At 59.6% G+C, this 20934-nt stretch carries 22 protein-coding genes and 2 pseudogenes; 17 read left to right on the plus strand and 7 right to left on the minus strand.

Going from position 1 to position 20934, the window contains the following annotated elements; translation table 11 throughout:
* Positions 1-11 precede the first annotated feature (11 nt).
* The 17 genes and pseudogenes from FYJ66_RS04720 (at position 12) to FYJ66_RS04795 (ending at position 16662) form a co-directional block, all read left to right on the plus strand.
* A complete protein-coding gene (locus FYJ66_RS04720; RefSeq protein WP_154572358.1) occupies positions 12-1961 on the plus strand; it encodes a VirD4-like conjugal transfer protein, CD1115 family in 1950 nt (649 codons plus the stop codon).
* Between the two features lie 59 nt (positions 1962-2020).
* Positions 2021-2218 (plus strand): hypothetical protein, encoded by a 198-nt coding sequence (locus FYJ66_RS04725; RefSeq protein ID WP_154572359.1) that lies wholly within the window; start codon positions 2021-2023, stop codon positions 2216-2218.
* Positions 2219-2254: 36 nt separating this feature from the next.
* On the plus strand, positions 2255-2473 hold the full coding sequence (locus FYJ66_RS04730) for a hypothetical protein (RefSeq protein ID WP_075713603.1): 219 nt from the start codon (positions 2255-2257) through the stop codon (positions 2471-2473).
* Positions 2474-2491: 18 nt separating this feature from the next.
* Positions 2492-2932, plus strand: a complete 441-nt coding sequence (locus tag FYJ66_RS04735; RefSeq protein ID WP_154572360.1) for a PrgI family protein — start codon at positions 2492-2494, stop codon at positions 2930-2932.
* Complete coding sequence (locus FYJ66_RS04740; protein ID WP_205960766.1) at positions 2853-5600, plus strand: VirB4-like conjugal transfer ATPase, CD1110 family; 2748 nt, start codon at positions 2853-2855, stop codon at positions 5598-5600. Before FYJ66_RS04735 ends, FYJ66_RS04740 begins: the two co-directional genes overlap by 80 nt.
* A 642-nt stretch (positions 5601-6242) precedes the next feature.
* Positions 6243-6971: pseudogene (locus FYJ66_RS09475) on the plus strand (phage tail tip lysozyme); the annotation flags it as partial.
* A 12-nt stretch (positions 6972-6983) separates the two neighbouring features.
* Positions 6984-7400: pseudogene (locus FYJ66_RS09480) on the plus strand (NlpC/P60 family protein); the annotation flags it as partial.
* 16 nt (positions 7401-7416) lie between these two features.
* Positions 7417-8280 (plus strand): hypothetical protein, encoded by an 864-nt coding sequence (locus FYJ66_RS04750; protein ID WP_154572362.1) that lies wholly within the window; start codon positions 7417-7419, stop codon positions 8278-8280.
* Between the two features lie 30 nt (positions 8281-8310).
* Positions 8311-9354 (plus strand): VirB6/TrbL-like conjugal transfer protein, CD1112 family, encoded by a 1044-nt coding sequence (locus FYJ66_RS04755; RefSeq protein ID WP_154572363.1) that lies wholly within the window; start codon positions 8311-8313, stop codon positions 9352-9354.
* Positions 9355-9549: 195 nt separating this feature from the next.
* Entirely contained in the window at positions 9550-10122 is a 573-nt protein-coding gene (locus FYJ66_RS04760) for a DUF3846 domain-containing protein (protein ID WP_154572364.1), read from the plus strand.
* A gap of 21 nt (positions 10123-10143) precedes the next feature.
* A complete protein-coding gene (locus tag FYJ66_RS04765) occupies positions 10144-11514 on the plus strand; it encodes a hypothetical protein (protein ID WP_154572365.1) in 1371 nt (456 codons plus the stop codon).
* Positions 11515-11530: 16 nt separating this feature from the next.
* Positions 11531-13678, plus strand: coding sequence for a type IA DNA topoisomerase (locus FYJ66_RS04770; protein WP_154572366.1), 2148 nt, complete (start codon positions 11531-11533; stop codon positions 13676-13678).
* Positions 13679-13700: 22 nt separating this feature from the next.
* The gene (locus FYJ66_RS04775; RefSeq protein ID WP_154572367.1) at positions 13701-14294 is read left to right on the plus strand and encodes a hypothetical protein; all 594 of its coding nucleotides are present in this window, start codon (positions 13701-13703) and stop codon (positions 14292-14294) included.
* A 24-nt stretch (positions 14295-14318) separates the two neighbouring features.
* Positions 14319-14546: a hypothetical protein gene (locus FYJ66_RS04780; RefSeq protein WP_154572368.1), complete on the plus strand. Its 228-nt coding sequence runs from the start codon at positions 14319-14321 to the stop codon at positions 14544-14546.
* Positions 14547-14726: 180 nt separating this feature from the next.
* Complete coding sequence (locus FYJ66_RS04785) at positions 14727-15782, plus strand: ArdC family protein (RefSeq protein WP_154572369.1); 1056 nt, start codon at positions 14727-14729, stop codon at positions 15780-15782.
* Between the two features lie 82 nt (positions 15783-15864).
* Positions 15865-16197, plus strand: a complete 333-nt coding sequence (locus FYJ66_RS04790) for a hypothetical protein (protein WP_154572370.1) — start codon at positions 15865-15867, stop codon at positions 16195-16197.
* 9 nt (positions 16198-16206) lie between these two features.
* Positions 16207-16662, plus strand: coding sequence for a hypothetical protein (locus FYJ66_RS04795; protein ID WP_154572371.1), 456 nt, complete (start codon positions 16207-16209; stop codon positions 16660-16662).
* A gap of 45 nt (positions 16663-16707) precedes the next feature.
* Here the strand turns inward: FYJ66_RS04795 and FYJ66_RS04800 are convergent, their stop codons facing one another.
* The 7 genes from FYJ66_RS04800 to FYJ66_RS04825 all read right to left on the minus strand — a co-directional run bounded on the left by FYJ66_RS04800 (position 16708) and on the right by FYJ66_RS04825 (position 20861).
* Positions 16708-17226 carry a hypothetical protein gene (locus FYJ66_RS04800; protein WP_154572372.1) on the minus strand — a complete coding sequence of 173 codons (519 nt, stop codon included), beginning with the start codon at positions 17224-17226 and terminating at the stop codon, positions 16708-16710.
* Between the two features lie 10 nt (positions 17227-17236).
* Complete coding sequence (locus FYJ66_RS04805) at positions 17237-17551, minus strand: hypothetical protein (protein ID WP_154572373.1); 315 nt, start codon at positions 17549-17551, stop codon at positions 17237-17239.
* 8 nt (positions 17552-17559) lie between these two features.
* On the minus strand, positions 17560-18813 hold the full coding sequence (locus FYJ66_RS04810) for a relaxase/mobilization nuclease domain-containing protein (protein ID WP_205960765.1): 1254 nt from the start codon (positions 18811-18813) through the stop codon (positions 17560-17562).
* A 35-nt stretch (positions 18814-18848) separates the two neighbouring features.
* The gene (locus tag FYJ66_RS09195) at positions 18849-19256 is read right to left on the minus strand and encodes a plasmid mobilization protein (protein ID WP_205960764.1); all 408 of its coding nucleotides are present in this window, start codon (positions 19254-19256) and stop codon (positions 18849-18851) included.
* 409 nt (positions 19257-19665) lie between these two features.
* Positions 19666-19887, minus strand: coding sequence for a hypothetical protein (locus tag FYJ66_RS04815; RefSeq protein WP_154572375.1), 222 nt, complete (start codon positions 19885-19887; stop codon positions 19666-19668).
* Positions 19880-20452: a ParA family protein gene (locus FYJ66_RS04820; RefSeq protein WP_154572376.1), complete on the minus strand. Its 573-nt coding sequence runs from the start codon at positions 20450-20452 to the stop codon at positions 19880-19882. The genes FYJ66_RS04815 and FYJ66_RS04820 overlap by 8 nt, the downstream gene beginning before the upstream one ends.
* A gap of 160 nt (positions 20453-20612) precedes the next feature.
* Positions 20613-20861, minus strand: coding sequence for a hypothetical protein (locus FYJ66_RS04825; RefSeq protein ID WP_154572377.1), 249 nt, complete (start codon positions 20859-20861; stop codon positions 20613-20615).
* Positions 20862-20934 lie beyond the last annotated feature (73 nt).

Raw genomic sequence — 20934 nt, forward strand, 5'->3', positions numbered from 1 at the left:
AGGACGGAAAGATGGCAGACAGAAAGGGAAACCCGGAAGTAAATAGGCGCATCGCCACGTCGGCTCTTGTCACGCTGGCTTTTTCGGTGACAGGCTTCTATCTCGGGAACCGGTACTTTGAAGCGTTGGCGTCCTACCCGGGACAGTTTCTTGACCACTGCGGGGACGCACTCCTGACCATGTGGGCGCGAATCCGCGAAAATCCTCTCTTACTCGCCATGGACACAAAGTCGCTCCTCGCCGGTTTCTGCATGGCACTGGTCGTGTGGATGGTCTGGCTCAGGCACGTGGTTTACATCGGGAATTACCGCTCCGGCGAAGAAAGCGGCTCCGCCCGCTGGGGGACGGTGAAGGAGGGAAGGCGGTTCCGGGACCTCAGCAACCCGGACAACAACCTCATTTTCACAGAAAAGTACGGGCTGGCGCTGCACCGGCCTAAGTATGACCCGGAGCTGGACCGCAACCTCAACGTGCTTGTGGTCGGCGGGTCCGGCTCGGGCAAGACGTTCAACTACGTGACGCCGAACATCTGTCAGCTCAACACGAACTATTTCATCACCGACCCGAAGGGAACCCTGCTGAAAGACGCGGGCTACCTGTTCACCGACAACGGCTATCAGGTGAAGAGCTTCAACACCATCAATCTTGACGAAAGCATGCACTACAACCCGCTCAGGTACGTGAAGACCGACACGGATATCCTCTCGTTCGTCAACTGCTTCATTATGAACACGAACGGCGAGGGCAAGACCAGCGACCCGTTCTGGGAGAACGCAGAAAAGATGCTCTATACGGCGCTCATCGCGCTTTTGCGCGACTGGTTCCCGGAGGAGGATTACACGCTCTCCGGTCTCCTGACGCTCCTCTCACTGGCAGAAGCAAGGGAGGAGGACGAGAACTTCATGTCGGCGCTGGACCTTATCTTTTACCAGATTGAAACCGGGAAGCGCTTTGCCAGAAATGTTGGGGCTGCGGGTGCGCCCCGCAGGAAGGGCGGGCTGTCCCGCGACTTCACTGCGGACACCGGCTGGTCTTGGCAGTCCTCGCGGTTCCGCCGAAACTATGATGGCGTCCGCCCGGCTGAGCGCGGCGGGCTGTCCCCGGATGAGGACTTTGCCCTGATGAACTACAAGAACTTCAAGGTGGCTGCCGGGCGCACCCTGAAATCCATCATCATCTCCTGCAACGTCCGGCTCGCGCCAATCGCAACGTCCGGGGTCCGCCAGCTTCTTGAGTATGACGAAATGGAACTGGATACACTGGGAGACCCTGACACGAGAACCGCCGTGTTCGGCATTCTGTCCGACACGGACAAGACGCTATCGTTCCTCTTTGCCATCATGATGTGGCAGTGCATCGACCAGCTCTGCCGGAAGGCGCTCACGGACTATGGAGGTAAGCTGCCAAGGCCGGTTCACTTCATCTTTGACGAGTTCGCGAACATCGGCACTATCCCGCAGATTGAGGAGACCATCGCAGTCACACGCTCCCGGAACATCGGCATCACGATTATCCTCCAGTCCATGAGCCAGCTGGAATCGAAGTACGACAAGAAGGCCCAGACCATTGTGGACTGCTGCGACTCGACCCTCTTCCTCGGTGGGAAATCCAATTCCACGAACAAGGAAATTGCGGAGATGATTGGCAAGCAGACCATCCATCAGATGACCTACAACGAGTCTTCCGGGCAATCGTCCAGCGCGAGCAAGAACCTGCAAATTCAGGGGAGAGACCTCATTGATGCCGCCGAAATCGGAAAGATGAGCCGCAGAAAAGCCATCCTCCTGATTGCCGGAACAAACCCTCTCATGGATGACAAATTCGACCCACGGCGGCACAAGAGATACTGCTACATCGTGGACAAGAGGAACCCGAAACGGCTGCATGAGAATCCCTTCGACTTCAAGCGTTATATGAACGGTACGGATTTTTCGGGCAGCGCAAGGAAGCCCGCCCAGTAGACCGTTATAATAATTTATTAACGTTGCACGGGCAGAAAGGAGAGGAAGGTGAACGAAAGGTGGAAGCCCTTGTCAGGCTCGCCGTGAAGCCGCTCGCCTATGCCGGGACAGCCGTCCTGTTTGTCGGACTGGTGTACCTCGGGATAGTGCTTCGTGAGGGGTCGCGCGGCGGCGAAATTCGGAAAGCCATCGCCATGATTGCCGCCGGCGCAGTTGTGCTCGGATTCGCATCGACGTACGGCTTTACGGGATTCTGATTGCCAGTAACACAGCAGGCAGGAAAGGAAGATTTTATGCTACAGAACGCAGTATCCATGCTCACGCAGGGAATTACATTCCTAGGTGGCGTCCTCGTCGTTTTTGGTCTGGTCAATCTCGGAATGACCATCAAGGACGGTATGCAGGGCGGCGGTGGTCAGCTCTCCGGTGCCATCGCCATGATTGTCGGCGGCGCGATTGTCATCGCGGCAGCCGTCTACTTCGGCTCCCTGAACACCGGGTGGGCCGGTTAAAGGAGGGGAGTCTGCACCATGTTGTCTGTCGCAGTTCACAAGGACATTGCTGAGTACCAGCCGAAGGTGGTTGGAAAGCTCACAACACGCACGCTGGTCTCCGTTGTGGGCGCTCTCGGCTGCTCGGTTCTTTCCGCCCTCTACATGTACTTCGTCCTCGGGATAAACCCCGGGGACAACATGATTCTCATTTATGCCGTCTCGCTCCCGTTCTGGTGCTGCGGCTTTGTGAGACCCAAGGGGATGCCCTTTGAGAAGTTCGTTCCGCTTTGGCTGAGGGCGCAGTTCGAGAACGACCGAATTTTTTACGTGCCCTCCATGGAGCTGGCAGGGCTTGTGGAGACCCCGGGCGAAACCTCCAAGAAGAAAGGCAAGGTTTATGGAAGATTTTATCGAAAGCAGCAAGGTCTCCGAGGAATCGAGTCCTACTCCCCAAGGGCAGGACGCGTCATCACCTAGCGGCGGGGAAAGCCCCGGCTTTGATGTAGAAGCCTTTGTGCACGCTTCCGGCGAGGACTTCGGAACGGGACGCGCCGGCACCGATTTGGACCATGACAACGGCCCGGTTGATGTTGGCGCGCTCAAGCAGATGTTCCCCTCGTTCACCACTGGAAGGAAGCTGCCGCGCAAGGAAAAGAAGGCGGCGCTGCGAAAAATCCGGGAGGAGCGCCGTGCGGCGAAGGAAGCCGAAAAAGAAGCAAAGAAGAGCTACACGTCGGTGAAGTCCCAACTCAGGGACAGGGACCACGAGCTGAGCGAGAAGACGGCGGACGCGAGGAGAAGGAGGGAAGCCGCGAAGGACGTTGTCCGCTACATCGGCTACAACCGCATGTATCAGGATGGCATCTGCGAGGTGGAGGAGGGGCTTTTCTCGTCCACCATCGCCTTTGATGACACGAGCTATCATTCCGTCCGTGACGAGCAGCAGAAGGCCATGTTCTCGGCCCTCACGCGGCTCTATGACCAGTTCGGTGCGGACACGCTGGTTCAGATGAGCGTCATCAACACGCCGCTCCTCAAGGAGGACGTTGGCCACCGCCAGTTCTTCGACCCGTCAAGGCAGAGCTGCGAAGCCGCGATGCATGACGCGCAGGTGTTCAATGACATACTCAATGACAAGGTGCGGGAAGGCGTCAGCAACATCCGGCGAAACCGCTACCTGACCTATTCCGTCAGTGCGGACACGGCGGAGGAAGCGGCAAGGCAGCTCGCCCGCATCGAGACGGAATCCAGCCGCATCCTCAACTCCATGGGCTCGAAGCCGCATCTTATGAACGGCACACAGCGCCTTTCCGTCCTCCATTCGCTGCTCAATCCCTACCGGCCCTTCATCTTCGACTATCAGAGGGATATTTCCAGCGTGCGGATGCAGACCACAAAGGACTGCATCGCGCCGGGGCAGATTGACTTCAAGCCGGATGGCGTGTACAACGACTGCTTCAAGCTGGACAACGGGATTTACGGGCAGGTCCTCGTCATGAAGAAGTTCGGCTCGGAGCTTTCCGACCGCGCGCTGGCGGATATTGTGGACCTGCCTATCCCCATGGAGGTCACGTGGTTCGTCCAGCCCATGGACAAGTCCAAGGCCATCAACTACGTTCGCACGCGCAGCGCGTGGATTGACAAGGAAATCATTGAGGAGCAGCGCAGCGCCGTCAACAAGGGGTACGACTTCTCCATTCTTCCGCAGGAGCTGAAATACTCCAAGGAAGAAACGGAAGACGTTCTCGACAACCTACAGAACAAGAATCAGCGCCTTTACGTCTTCACGGGTCTTATTTACACCTATGCGGAGAGCAAGGAGCAGCTGGACACGCAGGCCATGCGCATCATCTCCATGGCACGGCAGAACTCCATCGAGGTGGACACCTACGAGTACCGGCAGCGCAGGGGGCTGAACTCGATTCTCCCGCTCGGGCACAACCACGTGGAAATCAGCCGCATGTTCACCACGGCGCAGGTAGCCATCCTCGTGCCCTTCGCGACGCAGGAGCTGGACGATGCCGGCGGGAACTATTACGGTCAGAACAAGCATTCCAGAAACCTCGTTCTCTGCAACCGCAAGAAGCTGACTTCCCCGATGGGCTTTGTCTGTGGCAAGACGGGCGCGGGCAAGGGAATGTTCGTCAAGACCGAGATGACCGCGACCATCTTCTCAAACCCGACGGACGAGATTTATGTTATCGACCGCGCCGGCGAGTACACCGGAATTGCCGAGCGCTATGGCGGCTCCGTCTTCCACTTCGGCGTCGGAACCGGCACGTACCTGAACCCGTTCGATACCGTCTCTGTCGAGCACATGTCCCGCAACGAGCAGATTGCCTTCAAAATCGACGCGATGCTCGCACAGGCAGCAGCCAGCGCCGCAGAGTCTGACGAGCCGTTCACGCAGATTGACCAGTCCATCATCACGAGATGCGTCAACATCGCGTTCCAGGGCGCGGCGGAGCGCGGAGACGGCAATCCGCCCCTGCTACAGGACTTCTACGACACGCTCCGGGAACAGCCGGAAAAGCAGGCCCGCGAGGACATTGCGCTCCGCTACGAGCGGTTTATCCAGCCGCCGATGGACTTCTTCAATCACCAGTCCAACGTGGACTTCAAGAGCCGCATCGTGGACTTCAACTTGAAGGACCTCCCGGATTCGATGCTGGTCTTCGCACTCATCAACATCTGCGAAGCCGTCCGCAACCGCATGTACTTCAACGCAAAGCGAAACGTGCGGACGTGGCTCTACGTGGAGGAGATGCAGTCCATGTTCGCCTACCCGACGGTCCTGAACTACTTCTCGCGGTTCTCGAACGAGGGCCGCAAGTTCGGGCTTCTGCTTACGGGCATCACGCAGAACGCGACGGCGATGCTCAACAACGAAGCGGCGCAGAACATCGTCCTCAACGCGGACTTCCTGATGCTGCTCAAGCAGTCCCCGCTCGACCGCATGAGGTGGGTGGAGCTGCTGAATCTCTCCGAACAGGAGGAAGAGTGCATTGATGAGTCCGTCGAACCCGGAGACGGTCTTCTGATTGCCGGAAACGCCCGCGTCCCGATTCGCGGAAAGTTCCCGAAGGGCAACGTCCTCTACGAGCTGTTCAGCACGAACCCCAATGACAGGAAGAAGGACAGGTAGCTGTTCCGACACGAACCGGAAGGACGGTGAACGTCAATGAAAGCGTCAGACTACGCGCGCACGGCAAGCGAACGCGAGGATGCAGGAGCGCAGCTCATCCGGACCGAACAGACGAACGCCGTCAACACCGGCATTGTGGGAAGCGCCGACAAGAGCGCGATGGCGCTCAAGCGCGCCGCATACGAGAAGGGAAGGAGGAGCAGCGCCGGCGGCGCGGCTGCGGCTGCTGCGGCAGGGAAAAGGGCGAAGGCGGGGAAGGAAGCCGCCGGCTCCGGTGAGGAATCCGAGAGCACGTTCGGTAAAGAGCGGGCAGCTTCACAAAAGACGCGCGCACAGGCGGACCACCATCTCCGGGAATCCCTCAAGAAGGCCGCAAATCCGGCGGCAAGGGATGCGGTTATCGGCGGCGTGGTGTCGAAGACGCTTGAGGACTCAGAGCTTGAGGGCATGGATGACGCGGCCTACCGGGGCCGGCGTGCTGTCCGGATTGCCCGAAGGCTCCACCGGCACCTCTCCGGCAGGGACGCGCTTGAGAAGGAAGCGCCGCTCGGTTCGCTCTCCGAAAAGAAGTACCGCAAAAAGCCTGCCGATGCCGCAGAGGTCCAGAGAAAGGCGCAGGCGGCTGGGTATCTCAGGCGTGAAATGTACACCGCGACGGACGCCACGCAAAAGGCGGCGGCTTCCGCTGGCGGAAGCGCGGTAAAACGCGCCCTTCCTGCCGCAGCCGGGACGCAGGGAAAGGGGCTTGTCGCGCTGCTGGGCGGCGCGGCAGTTCCCGCAATCTTCGGTCTCCTTCTGGCGGTCGTGCTGGTGGCGGTGCTCGCCGGCAGCGACAACCCATCCAGTCAGGTGGATTCGTTCGGTGACCTCAGCGGAACCCAGCTGGAGGTCGCACAGGCGCTCGCGGCGGAGGGACTTGGGAAACCGCAGATTGCCGCCATCATGGGCAACATCTCCGGAGAGTCCGGCTGGGACCCCACGAACGAGTATCATGGGGAGGGAAACAGCTACGCCTACGAGTATGGGTTTGGCCTATACCAGTTCACAGACACGACGCCGGGACACGGCGAATATACGAGCTTTGTCAACTGGTGCAGCGCAAATGGACTCGACAAGAACAGCGCCAGCGCCCAGACGAAATACTTCATCGAAAACCTCCGCGCATCGTGGGCCACCGGCCTGCACCGCAGCGGCTATTACACCAAATACATCACCGAGTATTCCGGACGCGATGCAAGCTACGATGCCTGGCTAAAGACAGACGATGTGGGGTTCGCGACGTACTGCGTGATGGCCTGCTGGCTCCGCCCTGCGGACTGGGCGGCGCGGCAGTCGTTCTACCGGGACCGTCTGCCTGCGGCACAGGCCTTCTACGAAAAGCTTTCTTCTGGTGGCGGAAGCGGCGAGGAGTATGCCGCGTCTGACGCGACGCAGCGCTCCATCGTGGACGCGGCGTATCGAACGCCGTCCCCCGGCGCAGGATGGTGCGCCGCGTGGGTTTCCAACGTCTACGCGAAGGCAGGGCTGGGCGGCATCAGCGGTAACGCCTGCGACATGTACGCGGCTTACTGTCACTCGACCGACCGCTCCCAGCTCAAGGTCGGCATGCTGGTTGCCGTGAGAAGTTCCAGCTCCGGCTCAACGGCGGGCGCGACCTACGGGCACGTCGGCATCTACATCGGGGACAACAAAATCATCCACAACACCGGCTCGATTGAGGTCTGGGATTTGGACCGGTGGATAAGCACGTACTGCAAATGGAGTCCGGCGGGGTGGGGGTTCCCCCCGAACGTGAAATAAGCAGAAAGGATAGGGAATGAAAGACTGGAAGGAACTTCTGAAAAAGCACAGGAAGGTGGCTCTGCTCTCCCTCTTCGCCATTATCGTGTTTGCAGGGTTCTCGGTCACGAGCGCCCTGCACGTGGCGGAGCGGAGGGCGGCGCAGCAGAGCCAGACGGCTTCCGATGCCGCCGGAAGCGACAGCGGAAAGACGGCAGGCGCTTCGGAAGCGGAGAAGACCTCGCTCACGGAATCGCAGAAAAAGCTGATTAAAGCCTATGACTCGAAGACGCGGAAGCTGATTGAGACGCTGTGCGCCGGTGTCTGGTCCGCCAGCGACGGGAAATACACGGTTCGCTTTTACGATGACCACTACGTGGAGACGGTGAACGGCGAGGAGACCTCCCATCCCTTTGCCATCTCCGCCTGCGAGTTCGGAAACAACGGCTCCGATACCGAGGTGGACACCATTGCCTTTGAGACGGACGCCGGGACATACATTGCCACCTATACGCTTGTCAAGAGCGCCGACAGCGCGTCTGCCGGGCAGGCAAGTCTCCTGTCCGGCATGTTCGCCCTTCCCAACACGGCCTATCAGCGCTCAGACGCGGTGGAAAAGATTGCGGTTGAGGGGCTGGATGGGGAAGCGAAAGGACTGCTCGGGGACCAAGACGCATTCGTGGACGCGCTCAGCCGGTGGTGCTCAACCCATTACCCATCAGCGGTAAAGGCCACGTGGAACAAGAACGTCACCATCGACTACGACAAGGGGCTGGTTGTGACTGCCTTCACCCTGAGCAGTGACGAATCGGACGGCTCGGCGTCATTGACGGGCTCGGCAACACCGGTCATCACCGTGACGTATGACCAGAACGACAGCACTTACAAGTTCAGCGTCTAGCCCGCGCCTTGCAGGCAGAAAGGATATGTTTTGAGCGCTTACACAAATAAGACCAATAGCAGGCATATGCGTCGCGGGCCGGGCTTTCGCGCTGCTGTGATAACAAGCGTGCTCGCTGCCGCCGCGCTCGTGCTGCTCCTGCCGCAACCAGCCTATGCGGCTGCGCCATGGGACCTCAAGGGAGCCGTGGAAGAAGCCATCAAGGGATGGCTTCTGGATGGCGCATGCGGCTTCTTCAACATGTACAACGGCCTTGTCTCTGCCATCGGAGACAACGGGATTCTGACGGCTCCATTCTCGAGCCTTCTTGGAGAGTCTGTCTACTCGATTACGGTCACGGTCCATCAGACCGCCGTGGTCCCGCTCGCGGAGTCCATCCTTGCCCTGTTCATGCTGGTGCAACTCATCAAAATCAGCCAGAGGATGGATGCGACAGCTACGCTTCCGGCCATCAAGGATATCGTCTTCCTCGCGGTGACGTATGTCCTGCTTCACTGGTTCATAATTCACTCTCTCGATATCGTGCAGGCCGTGTACCAGATGGTCGTAGACAACATCATCCCTGTGATTGGCTCTGTGGGTAAGAAAGGCAGCTTCCTCGGCGAGGGCATCAGCACGGAGAACTTTGACCTCAGCAAGGTCACGTTCGGCGGATGCTTCACGACGCTCATCGTGGCCATCCTGTGCGCCATCACGGGCATCATTGCCTATGTGGTTGCCTTCGTGGTTGCTTACGCCCGCGCGTGGCAGATTTACGTCATGGCCGCGTTCTCTTCCATTCCCATGGCGCTCCTTGGCTTTGACGAGACAAGGCAGATGGGGGTCGGCTTCCTCAAGAACTTTGCCGCCGCCGCGCTCGCGGGAGCCATCATGCTGTTCCTGCTTGTGGCGTTCCCGCACATTCTGGCATCCCTTACCTCTCAGGTGGGAAGCGACAACATTCTTGCCCTTGCCGCGGGCGAGGTGGCCATTGACGCCTTGCAGGGCGTCCTCATGTGGCTCGGCTGCTCGTTCCTCCTCGTGTTCGGACTGATTAAGTCCGGCGCATGGGCAAAGGAAATCCTCGGAAGCTAACTGTTGGCCGAAGCGCCGGAGCGCCTTGCCGAACTCCCGCCCCCAGCGGCGGGAGAGCGCGGCTTTAATAATTTATTAAAGGTGAAAGCAGAGTTCCCGGTGAGGGCGTGCCTTTCACGACAGGAAAGTGCGGGCGGGGCGCAGCTGCTCCCCGCCCGTTTCCGAAATAAGGGAACGGCAGAAAGGACCGGAAAGATGGAAGCTTTACTCATACCCGTGGACGGGACCCCCGTCACCATCGACCTGAAGGAGGACGCCGGCGGCTCTACGCTCAGAGAGTTGCAGCGCTTGGTGGGCGGGTCGATTGAACCGCTCAACGTGCTGTTCGGAGAAGAGATTTCAATCTACGTGAACGAGGAGGGGCTGTACAGCTGCCCGCCGAACCGCGCGGTCTACGCGACAAAGCAGATGGAGGATGCGGGATACCTTTCGCAGTTGGACTTCCACACGCCGGTCCGCGAGGGGGACCTTTACACCGTCCTGTTTGGCAACCTTGTTGCCGTGGGCTTCGACCCCGAGACGGGCGAGGACCGTCCGCTGACGGACGGCGAGTGCCAGACGGTCCGCGACTACTTCACCCGCGTCAGCGCGCCCGGAAGCGGCCTGTCGGAGGTGCTTTCCATCACCAAGGGGCCGAAGATGCGGCAGGACCGGGCAGAGAGCAGAAACGGCCTGCGTGAGGAAGCATCTGAGATGCGTTCCTCTTCTTCCGCGCTTGCCGGTGGCCACAAGGGGCAGAACCCCTTTGAGCAGGACCGGCAGGCATAGCCGGCAGAAAGGAGGTTCACGATGCCATACAAAGGAAACGTTCCGCTTCCCGTCATCATCATGCGTCTGGAACAGGGGCTTGAGGAAACCGCCGTTGCACAGTACACCGTCAGCTCGTGGAATACAAACTTCGCTCTGCCGTTCTACTGCGTCATACCTTCCGGCGGTGCAGACGGCGTTGACGTGGCGGGCGTTCTGGAAGAGAACCTGCACGGCATCCTCGACCACGGAGGGACAGCCGATGATGTCCGGCAGGTGCTCGGCCTTGTCCCTAGGGACGAGTTGGATGCGGACACCCTTGCGGAAGAGGATTACACCGAAATTGACCTCGGCTACTGCATCGAAGGCCAGCTCCTCACGTTTGAAGAGGTGGATCCGGATGCCGCCGACCCCGTAAGCTTCCTGTCGGAAAAGCAGGTCTCCCAGCTCAGGGGGATGCTGGAATCCGTCCCTGCGGGCAGCCAGATTCGGGCGGCGGAGCTTCTTATGGGAGATGCCTTCACGGACTGGCAGGCCTTCGCCATCTGCAAGGCCTTCCGCGAGGGGCTGGATGCCGGGACCGTCGGGAAAATCGCCGACACGCGGTTCAACCACTCGCAGATGCGGGAGCTGGCGCGCATCGCGGAAGAGCTTCTTCCATCCGTCTTTGACGAGTGCCTGAGTCCGGAGTTCTCGGCAGAGAAGCTGCATCTCATCCGGAGCATCGTGCAGACCGGCGGGCGCGCCCTCCCATGGCGAGAACTGTCGGAAGCACAGCTGGACGTTGCCGCCGGCGCTCTTTCCCTCGGCCTTCCGGTCCCTCTGGTTGAGCTGTTCGCGAAACCGCAGATTCCTGCGGCGAACATGCGCTCCGTGTTCTCCGCGCTCTATGACGGTGCAGAGAGGGCAACGGCCCTGCGCATGTTGGACCCGGCCTATACTCCTGACCAGCTGGCCTGTGTTCGGCTCACGAGCGAATATAACCTCACGCCCGGACAGTTCAAGACCCTGTTCGGGCCGGCGGTCCCCGCTCCGGCCATGAGGGCCATCACGTATGCGCTCGGGAAGCTCTCTCTCCCGCCTGCAGACGTCCTTAGCCTTGCACAGAACCCCCTGCGGTTCTCCGGGGAGCAGCTGCGCGTCCTCTTTGACGCCATGGCCAACCCGCAGCTGTCGCAGGAGGTCGTAGCAGCCATCGCCGACCCGGCACTCACGCCGCAGCAGATGCAGCAGATGAGCGTCCAGTGCGAGGGCGCTGGCGACGCCCGGAGCGCGCAGCATCTCAAGGAGAGCTTCGGGGGCCGCTCCGGGGGCGGCATGAGGGAGACAGCGGCTGCGGCCCGGGAAGCTTCCTCGGAGATTGCGGACGGACGAAGCCCTGACGCATCCGGGGAACGGGACCCGGAGAGGTAAGAAGGGAGGATGCCTTATGAAACTCGTCATTGCGGAGAAGCCGATGCTTGCCCGCGACATTGCCCGCGCCATCTGCGGGAGAAGCGTTTCAGAGAACGCGTCCCTCCCGATTTCCGGGAATGGCTATACCGTCATCGCCTGTGCCGGGCATCTCTTGCAACTCGTGGAGCCGGAGGAGTTAAACCCTGCATGGGGGAAGCCGTGGTCTCTGGATGCGCTCCCGATTGAGGTCCCGGACTGGCCGAAGGAACCTGCACCGGACAAGAGGGAGCTGGTGGACCGAATCGCCGGACTTCTGGAAAAGGCGGACAGCGTCATTGCCGCCGGTGACCCGGATGATGAGGGACAGCTGATTGTCGATGAACTGCTGGACTATCTGGGCTACGCGGGCAGGGTCGAACGTGTCTACGTGAACGACAACATTGAGAAAAACATCGTCCGGGCGTTCGGCCAGCTTGTGCCGAACGATGGCTGCCGTGGCGTTGGAAGGGCTGCCTACGCCCGTCAGATGGCGGATATGTGCTTTGGCGTAAACGAGACCCGTCTTGCGACGCTCCGGCTGCACACTCTCTGTACCGTGGGGCGCGTGCAGACTCCGACAATGGGACTTGTCGTTGCCCGTGACGATGCCATCGAACACCATGCGAAGAGGAAGTATTTCGTCCTTTCCGCCGAGGGAGACTGCGTGGATGCCGGGGGAGCCGTGACGTTCTGCTTCAAGCCGGGCAGGGAGCTTCTGGGGGACGAAAAGCATCTCTTCGCAAGGGAAGCGCTGGACCGGTTGAAGGAAAGACTGGATGGAAGGGAACTGACCTTCGAGACCACGGTCACGCGGAAGCAGGCATGCCCGCCGCTACCCTATAACCTCACCGTCCTGCTCGCGGATATGTCCAAGCGCTATGGGTTTGCAGCTGCAAAGACCCAGCAGATTACGCAGGACCTGCGCGACAAGTACAAGGCCATCACCTATAACCGCTCGGATTCGCAGTACCTGAAGGAAGAGCATTTTCAGGACGCTCCGGCGGTCCTTTCGCAGGCGATGCGGAATCTGGGGACGGACTGGGCGCTCGATTTTGGCATCCGCTCCAAGGCCTTCAATGACGGGAACGTGACGGCGCACCACGCCATCATCCCGCAGGAAGCGGATGCGCCGGTCAGTCGGATGACCGGGGACGAGTCCAAGGTCTACCGTGCGATTGTGGAGCGCTACGCGATGCAGTTCCTCCCGCCCATGGTCTATGACCTGAGTACGAGCACCTTCCCGGTGGAGGAAGGCACGTTCTCCGCAACGGCGAAGCGGGTTGTCTCTTACGGATTTCGGGAGACGTTCGGAGGGGAAGCGCAGGAGGAGGGCGTGGATGCGGACCCGGACGCCTTGTGGGTGCCGGAAGGCAGCCATCAGCTCTGCGGGGTCCGTTGCACGGTCGGAGCGAAGGAAACCACGCCGCCGAAGCCCTACACCGAGGGCACGCTCATCATGGACATGGCAGCCATCTCAAAGTACGTCACGGACCCGGAGGTGAAAGCCATCCTCAAGAAGAAGGATGACGGTAAGAAGGGGGAGCACGGGGGAATCGGGACCACGGCAACACGGGCGGCCATCATCGAAAACCTCAAGAAGCGCGGGTATCTGGCAGAGCAGAAGGGAAAGGTCCACGCCACGGATAAGGCGAAGGCCTTCTACCGCCTGCTGCCGCCGGAAATCCGGGGCGCGGACGTGACGGCCCGGTGGTGGCTCATCCAGCAGAGCATTGCGGAGGGGAGCGATGACGTGAACGCCGTGCAGCGCAGCGTCATTCAGGTCTTTCGCAGCCACATGGCATCGGCCTATGCGGGAGAGAGCGTCGGCGCAAGCCGGACTTCTGTTGGGCGCTGTCCCGTCTGCGGGAAGGAGGTCGTGCAGTGCGGCAGGGCATATTCCTGCTCGTCAAACCAAAGCGAAAAGCAGGAGGACGGGACTTGGAAGCAGGTCTCCGGATGCGGATTCAAGATACTGCCCTTCTGCGGCAAGACGCTTACCCCGAAGCAGGCCGGAGGGCTGCTGGACGGCAAGTCGGTCTCCCTGAAAGGCTGCCGGTCCAAGGCGGGGAAGACATTCGATTGCAGGCTCAGCCTGAAGAAGGACGGCACACTTGCGGTAGCCTTTGCCGGCAAGAAGAAGTGACGGTCCGGGAAGGAGCAGGACGATGAAAATCGAGGTGCTTTACAAGTCCCATCGCTATGAGGAGTTTGACCCCTCCGTGCAGACCTGTTCGGAACCGTACCGTGCGAACGGCATCAACGTGCTCACGGATTGGAACCTCTATCTCGGTGCGCTGGAAGAGGAGGGCGTCGTGCTCGCGCAGCACTGGTACGAGGTCGGCGGCAAAGCAGCCCAGACCGTGCTGGATGGGGTCAGCGTTCCGGCAGCGTCCCGCAAGGTCGGCTGCGCCCTCCTTCTGGTAGGCCCGGACGAGCTGGATAATGTGGTCTGGCTGAAGAAGGACGGCGAAAAGCTTCTGTGGCGCGAGGGAGAAGACCTAATCAATGGCGAGCGTTTCTTCGCCATGGAACAGCTCTGCTACTCGGACGCTACCACGCAGTCCGTGAACCGCAGGGCGATAGCTGTCTTTGATTACCTGCAAAAGGCCCACCCGGACATGCAGGAGGACGAGATTGCCCGGCTTATGGGTTACACCCTCCCTGCCATCGAGCGCATCCGCTCCGCCGAACTCGCGCAGGATGACGGCTTTGAGGATGAGGAGGAGTCCGGTGCGGCAGGAGGGTATGATTTTTCCTAGCCGTGCAGGAGAAGGAGGAAAACCATGGCAGAGATACGCATTCCCAAGATGACGCCCGCAATCAAGGCCGGGTATTTCGTGCTCGGATTCTTTCTGAATCTGATAGGGGTGCTGATAGCCTGCATCGTCAACCGCAGGTCCCTGCCCGCCGTGCGCAGAATCGCCCTGCGCTACACGTTCTACGGTATCGCAGGTTTCTGCGCCGTCTACTTCGTCTTCGTGGCGGCCATGAAGGTAGTATGCCTGTTTTGAGTGCGCCATGAACCCATTGAACCCGGGAATCCCTTCCGGGCGGCTGAGAGCCGTTCTGCGGGCCATTTCGTCACTCGATGGGTTCTGACACGCATGAACTCTTTTTGGCCCCGCAGAACGGTTTCTGTGGGGCTGTTTTTCTACCGGGCATTTCCGATGAAATGAGGAGGAAGGATTGTTATGAGGAACCAGGAAAGACCGTCGCCGGTGGATATCGTCAACAGCCACAGAGAGGAGGTAGTCCGCAAAATCATCCGTGACATGGGAGAGAACGGCCTTCAATGGTCCGCGCCCTATCTTCCGACCCTCAGCCCACGGAATCCAGTTTCGGGCACCGTCTATCGCGGCTCAAACCGGCTCCACCTCGCCTTTGTGGGTTACATGCGCGGCATTGAGGACAACCGCTGGTGCACGTTCAATCAGATTCGCGACAAAGGGTGGCACCTGAAAAGGGGGTCCAAGGCCGCGATTATCGAAAAGTGGAAGGACCTTCCCCTGACCGGGAAGAACGAGGACACGGGAGAAGATGAGGTAGTCGGCCATTACCTTCGTTGTGTCGGCTACTGGAACGTGTTCAACGCCGGGGATATCGACGGCATTCCCCCGGCACCGGAGGGGCCGCAGCACCAATCGGATTATACGGCGGGAATTGCCGAGAACCTGATTCGCTCCTCCCGTTGCCCGGTCAACGAGTCCAGCCTGTATACCGGCATGGCCGCGTACTCCCCGGGGAAAGACTGCATCCTGATTGCGCCGCGCGGCACGTTCCGGTCTGACGAGTCCTTCACACGGACCCTGCTCCACGAGATGACCCATTCCACGGGGCACCCCTCGGCCCTGAACCGGGAGTGCTCGGTCCGGTTCGGAAGCCCGGAGTATGCGGAGGAAGAGCTGGTAGCGGAACTCGGAAGCCTGTTTCTCTCCTCGGACCTCGGCATCCAGAATGCGGAGTTGGAGGGAGACTTCTACCGGAACCACGTTTCCTACCTGCAATCATGGATGAAGGCGTTGGAGAATGACCCCGCCTACCTGTTCAAGGCGGCAGGAAAGGCCGATAAGGCCGACACCTACATCTTCACCCGGTATGAGGAACAGCTGAAAAAGGACCGCGACAGCCCCGCTCCCGGGAGGGAGGAACCGGGACTCTCCCTCAAGACGGAATCGACCGCCATGCTTGACGCATCCCGGGGGGTTAATACTGCGGGCGGGAGAGAAAGGCGCGTAGAAGCGCGCTAAAAGAAAGCGTGGAGAAATTCCGCAGCGTATAGTATAATAGAAAAACAGCAAGAAAGAATGATAGTAAGAAAGGAGTATAGCGATGGCTACATTGCAGACATCTCTTTGGCATTTTACAATCGAGTTCGACGAGAGAAAGGCCGCTGCGCACGGGACCACTGCGGAAGAGCTCTACGACCGCGTGGGGGCCTTCGTGGAGCCCTACGGCAACGTCCGCGTCGGGCGCGGAACGTGGCAGGCGCGCGACGCGCGCTCCGGCTTCCGCGCGCAGTGCCCCGCCGTCTGCGACCTCTCCAAGCAGAAATGGGTCATGCAGAACGTGAGGAGCTGGGTGACGTTCGAGGGGGACGCACAGGGAGAGGACTACCTCGCCGTCATCGGCAGGGTCCGCCCGCGCCTTCTGTGTGCCGAGTAAGGCCACTGTATGGAATACGGCAGAAAAGAGTTTCACTTTGACCTTGACGTGGAGCTGCTGAAGCAGCACTACCCTTCCACCGACAACGCACAATCCGCTTACAAGAGGGCATGGTCGGATATCAAGGGGTTCATGGAAATGCATGGGTTTACTCATTCACAATACTCCGGTTATGAGTCCGAGAGTCCCATGTCATACATGGAAGCTTATGTTGTAGTAGACGAGTTGCATGAGGTGTTCCCATGGTTCGCCGAGTGTGCGCAGGCTGCCACGCTGACGGAAATAGGCGAGCGGCATGACGTGCTCGAATACCTCCATCGGAAGGGACCGGAGAACCCGAGGGACCCGCAGGGAGAGCGGGGCATCTCTCTTTACGGTGAGGTGTCGGAAGCGCGGGCCGCATCAGACGCGCTCGAAGAGCGCAGGGGGCAGGAACAAGACCTGCGTCATCCAAACGAGCGATAGAGGAATAGTAGCGGGCCAGTCCGGATGGGCTGGCCCGCTTTCAGCTTATGCGACAATCTGCCAGATGGCGTGTCCCAGAAGGCAGAGCGCGAGTATCAGGACCGTCCACTTCCCGTAGTAGAACAGCCTGTCTGGCAGGGTTATCATCCCGAGACGCTCGATGCGGCGGCGGGATTCCAGAACCAAGGTGTCGATGTATTTCCTGTTGCGTTCGGTTACCTCACCGATGCTCTTGACAGTCAGCTCCTCAGCATCCTTCTGCACCTTGCTGACGCCGCTTAACGCGGCGAGCTGTGCGACACGGGTGCTGTCTGCCGCATCGTTCCGCATGCGCTGCACCTCATCCAGCACATCCCTCATCTGGCTGAGCATCTGTCGCATCTGTTCGGCAGTCTGTTCGTTCTTTTCCGCCTGCCTGTCAATAGACTCCTGCACCTTCAGGAGTGCCCCAACGATATCGGAGCCGCTCAGCTCCTCTTCCGCAAGGGTGTTCTCGTCGTTCGCAGCGTCCGCGAAGCCTTCCTGATAAAGCTCGTTTGCCGCTTCCCTGCTCTGCATGGCCATTTTGACCTCCTTAACCGATTGCTTTGTTCTGCGCGCTGTCCTCGGCGGCCAGCGTGCGCATTTCCGACAGAAGTTTTTCCGGAGAAACACCCAGTGCGTCTGCGAGAGAGAAGAACGTTCCAAGATTCGGAAGACGGCGGAAGTCTTCGCTGTTCCTCATTGCGGCATAAAAGCCGGAAGAACTCATGCCGCTCGCGGCTATGACGCTGGCGAGGGGCATTTCCTGCCTTCTGGCTATCCTGTGTACGGCGTCCGGAAGGTGTTGCAGCTCCGGGTGGGCTTCACGCAGGCGTTGCATTTGTGTCCTGTGGGTCTTTGACACCATGTGGCTCCTTATCCTCGCTCGTCGTTTCTGTGCCCGGCGTCACGGGCGGCACCTCCACGCTGCCTTCCCTGTTCCACCTGTCCGCTACCGCCACGGGAGCGCCCTGTCTGAGACTTCCGCACAGGGGTATCGGCTGCCATTTCAGCCCTCAGCTCGTCCGCTCCACGCCAGTAGGCAAGCAGGTCTCTGCGAACCTCGCTGTCGTTTGCGATATCCTCCGGCGGACGCCTGAGCCTGAGCTTCGGAATTTCCTCCAAGGTCCGGCCCTTCATGGCATGGACCTCCCTGCGGTACTCCTGATACGCCTGCCGTATCTCGCCGAGATACTGCTTCGTGAGGTTCTGGACATGCGCCTGCGCTTCCTGCTTCTGCCGCGCCGTATTTGCCGCGCTGGCTCCCCTCCCTCGTATATCCTTCGCGAGGTTGCTGCGGAAGGCTGCTTGAAGCCCCGTCTCGTCCAGCAGGGCATCGAGTTTTTTTATCGAGAAGGAGTAGCGGGCGTTGTCCCGGTCGGTTGCGTACAGCCTTCCGTTCCGGAACTGCGTATCGACGCCCCATGATTCCAGCTGCTCGCGGTACTCGTAGATGCTTTCCGCCTTCGTGGCGGCGAGACGGCACAGTTCGCGCAGGTTCGTCTTGTAGGAGGAACCGCCGCGTGCGGCGATTGCCCGCTCGACTTTGGATGGCTGCTTTGCGTGGACGGTAGAGTTCTTTGCACCCTCCTCCACCTGCCGTAGATTCCACGCCCCATCCATTGACCGAATCCGCTTTGCGCGCGCCCGCTTTGCATCCGCCCCGCGTCCCTCGTTCAGGCGGTTTCCGGTTGACAGGTCGCTGCGGTTGATGACCATGTGGACGGCGTAGCGGTGCGTCCCGTCCGCCTTGCAAAACTCGTTGTGAAGGGCCATGACCACCTGCTGGTGCGGATAGTAGGTGGAGATGTACTCCTTTGCGTACCGCATGCAGTCCTCGGGGCGGAGGGTTCCGCCGTTGAGGTCGCATTCGTCGGGATTGAAGCCGAGTATCTGGTGATAGAGAATCGTGTTCTTGGCGGTCTTTCCGTCTTTGCCTTTCCGTGATGCCTTGTTGTGACCGAAGCTCTCCCGCGTTTTGTCCATGAACCACGCCCAGCGTTTCAGGTCCGGGCAGAGGTCCATGTTCTGGCTGTCCCGCAGCAGAACCTTCTTGTCGTTGTTGATGTAGTTGCGCAGGTTCTTCTGATGGCGGCCGCTGGAAACGCTGGTCTGTTTGATGATGGTCAACGGCAAAACCCCCTTTCTGCAAGAGCCGGGTTCTCTCACTGGAAATCCTTCTCCGCCGGAATTGCGCCGTCTTCTTTCATGATAAATACGTTGCCCTTCTCGGCTTCCCGCAGCAAGGCGGAGAGTGCGTCTTCTACGGCAAGAAGCAAATCGCACTCCCGGCTCAATACTTGTTCTGCGCGCTCGGCATCGAAGGCCTTTACCCCGTAGGTGTTGAGGAACTTCATAAACTGGTTCAGGTTGACGCCCTGCTTTGTCAACTCGAAAACGGCATCCCTGAGTGGCGTGGTGTCGATGACGTTTATCGTCCCGTCCCGCGAGTGGATGAGTGAATGACGCACGTAATCGGATGCCGTCATCCCCGCTTTTCTCGCTTTGCGCTTGATGGTTTTTCGTTCCTTCTCCGTCACGCGAACCTTCAGCCATATCTTTCTGTTCTCCAATCGCTTCTCCTTACTTTCCAAACGGTGCCGCCGCCGTTTACTAGATGAACGAAACCGGAGGGGCAGAATGCCGACTCCGGAATTTTCCGCCACGGAAAATCGGCGGTTTCTTTTCACTCACGGAAGGCTCCTAAAGCACTCCGCGAGCAAGATGGAAGGGAGGACAAAACTCCACTTTAGTGGAGTTTGTGGCCACGCTTCCTACATCTTGCAACTCGAAGAGCAGCGCAGCTGGTGAGCACTGATATTCTATCAGTGCGAGAGCATAAGGGAGGGAGGAAAACGGTGTGCCGCCGCACCGTTTTCCTCCCTCCCTTATGCGGGGTTTCCGGTAGCGCCGGAAACCAGAAAAGGCCGGGCGCTTTGTTTGCTCCGGCCTTTTCTTGGGTCTGCTCTCTGCGCGAAGCCTTTAGCCCAGTTCCCTTTTCAACAGACGGGTGATGAGCTGGGTCATGCTCTCGCCGGTCTCAAGGCGGTGCAGGCTCGCCTTGTAATGGAGGTCGGCAGGGATGCGGATGTTGAGAACCTTCATTTCTTCCTTTCCGTCTGACCTGCCGCGCTCTCCACGGTTTCTGATTTTCTCCTGCTCGCGCTTGGATTTTTCGGCTGATGCCATAAATGCATTACTCATGATGCTTCTCCGCTTCCTTCGTTACCTTGTCCGCCAGCTCTTCCAGTGCGGGGATGGCGTGACAGCGTTTGTTGTACTCTGCTACGGACTTTCCGGCTGCCGCCGCCCGGGACAGGGCTGCGGCACGTGGAATCTTGGCGAGGACCGGAATGCCTTCCTCTTCCAGATACGCCACCAGCTCGCGGTCAAGGCTTCCGAAGACATAGAAATTGTTTATCAAAAGGAAGATGCCCGCCTGTGTTCCGGATTCCCTCGCCAGCTCGTAGGTCCGCATGGTTGGTTCCATGTCCCGCGTGCTCGGAAGCATCGGAATTAGGATGAGGTCCGCATCGCGGCACCATTCGCGAATTCCGTCCTTGAGGACTCCGGCGGTATCTACTACTTGGAAGTCGCACTGTTCTGCCTGCTCCGGTTCCAGACAAGCTTCGTGTACGCTTCCTCCCTGCGGGTCGGTGGAGACGAACGCCACGGTCCTGCCCCGGCGCTCAAGCGCAAAAGCAAGCTCGTCGGCGATGGTGGTTTTCCCGACGCCGCCCTTCTGGTTCAGAAACAGAATCGTGAACATCTGTGTTCGTCCTTTCCGCCCGAAGGCAAATTCTTGAAATGTTACGCGGCTGAATCTGGCCCGGCGGCCAGCACCGGGCACCCGCCCCTTGCCTTAACCGCGTTGGTTGCCCGGTCGTTTTCCATAGTCAGTCTCCCTTGCCGCCCTCAGCGTCCTTCCGCTACCAGACCTTTTCCTCGCCGGTGTAGGTGTCGGTGATGACCGAACGGGCTCGGCTCCACGCCAGATGGAGTTCCTGTTCTCTGCAACGCTTCCAGAACGCAAGATAGCCATTCCCGGTGAAGCCGACCATTATCTGGTCTCCGGCCATGTCCATCCGGTCCTCTTCGGGAGTGGACTCAAGGTAGCCATCCATCACGGACCTGCCTTCCATGCCAGAAACCTCGCGAGTGTAGACGTAGCGTGCCATTCATGTCTCCTATCAGCCGCTTGCCATACTTCCATACTACAAATATAGCAAACTACCATTCTTGTAAAATAGA

The organism is Allobaileyella intestinalis (assembly GCF_009695865.1).
GTDB lineage: Bacteria > Bacillota > Clostridia > Peptostreptococcales > Anaerovoracaceae > Allobaileyella > Allobaileyella intestinalis.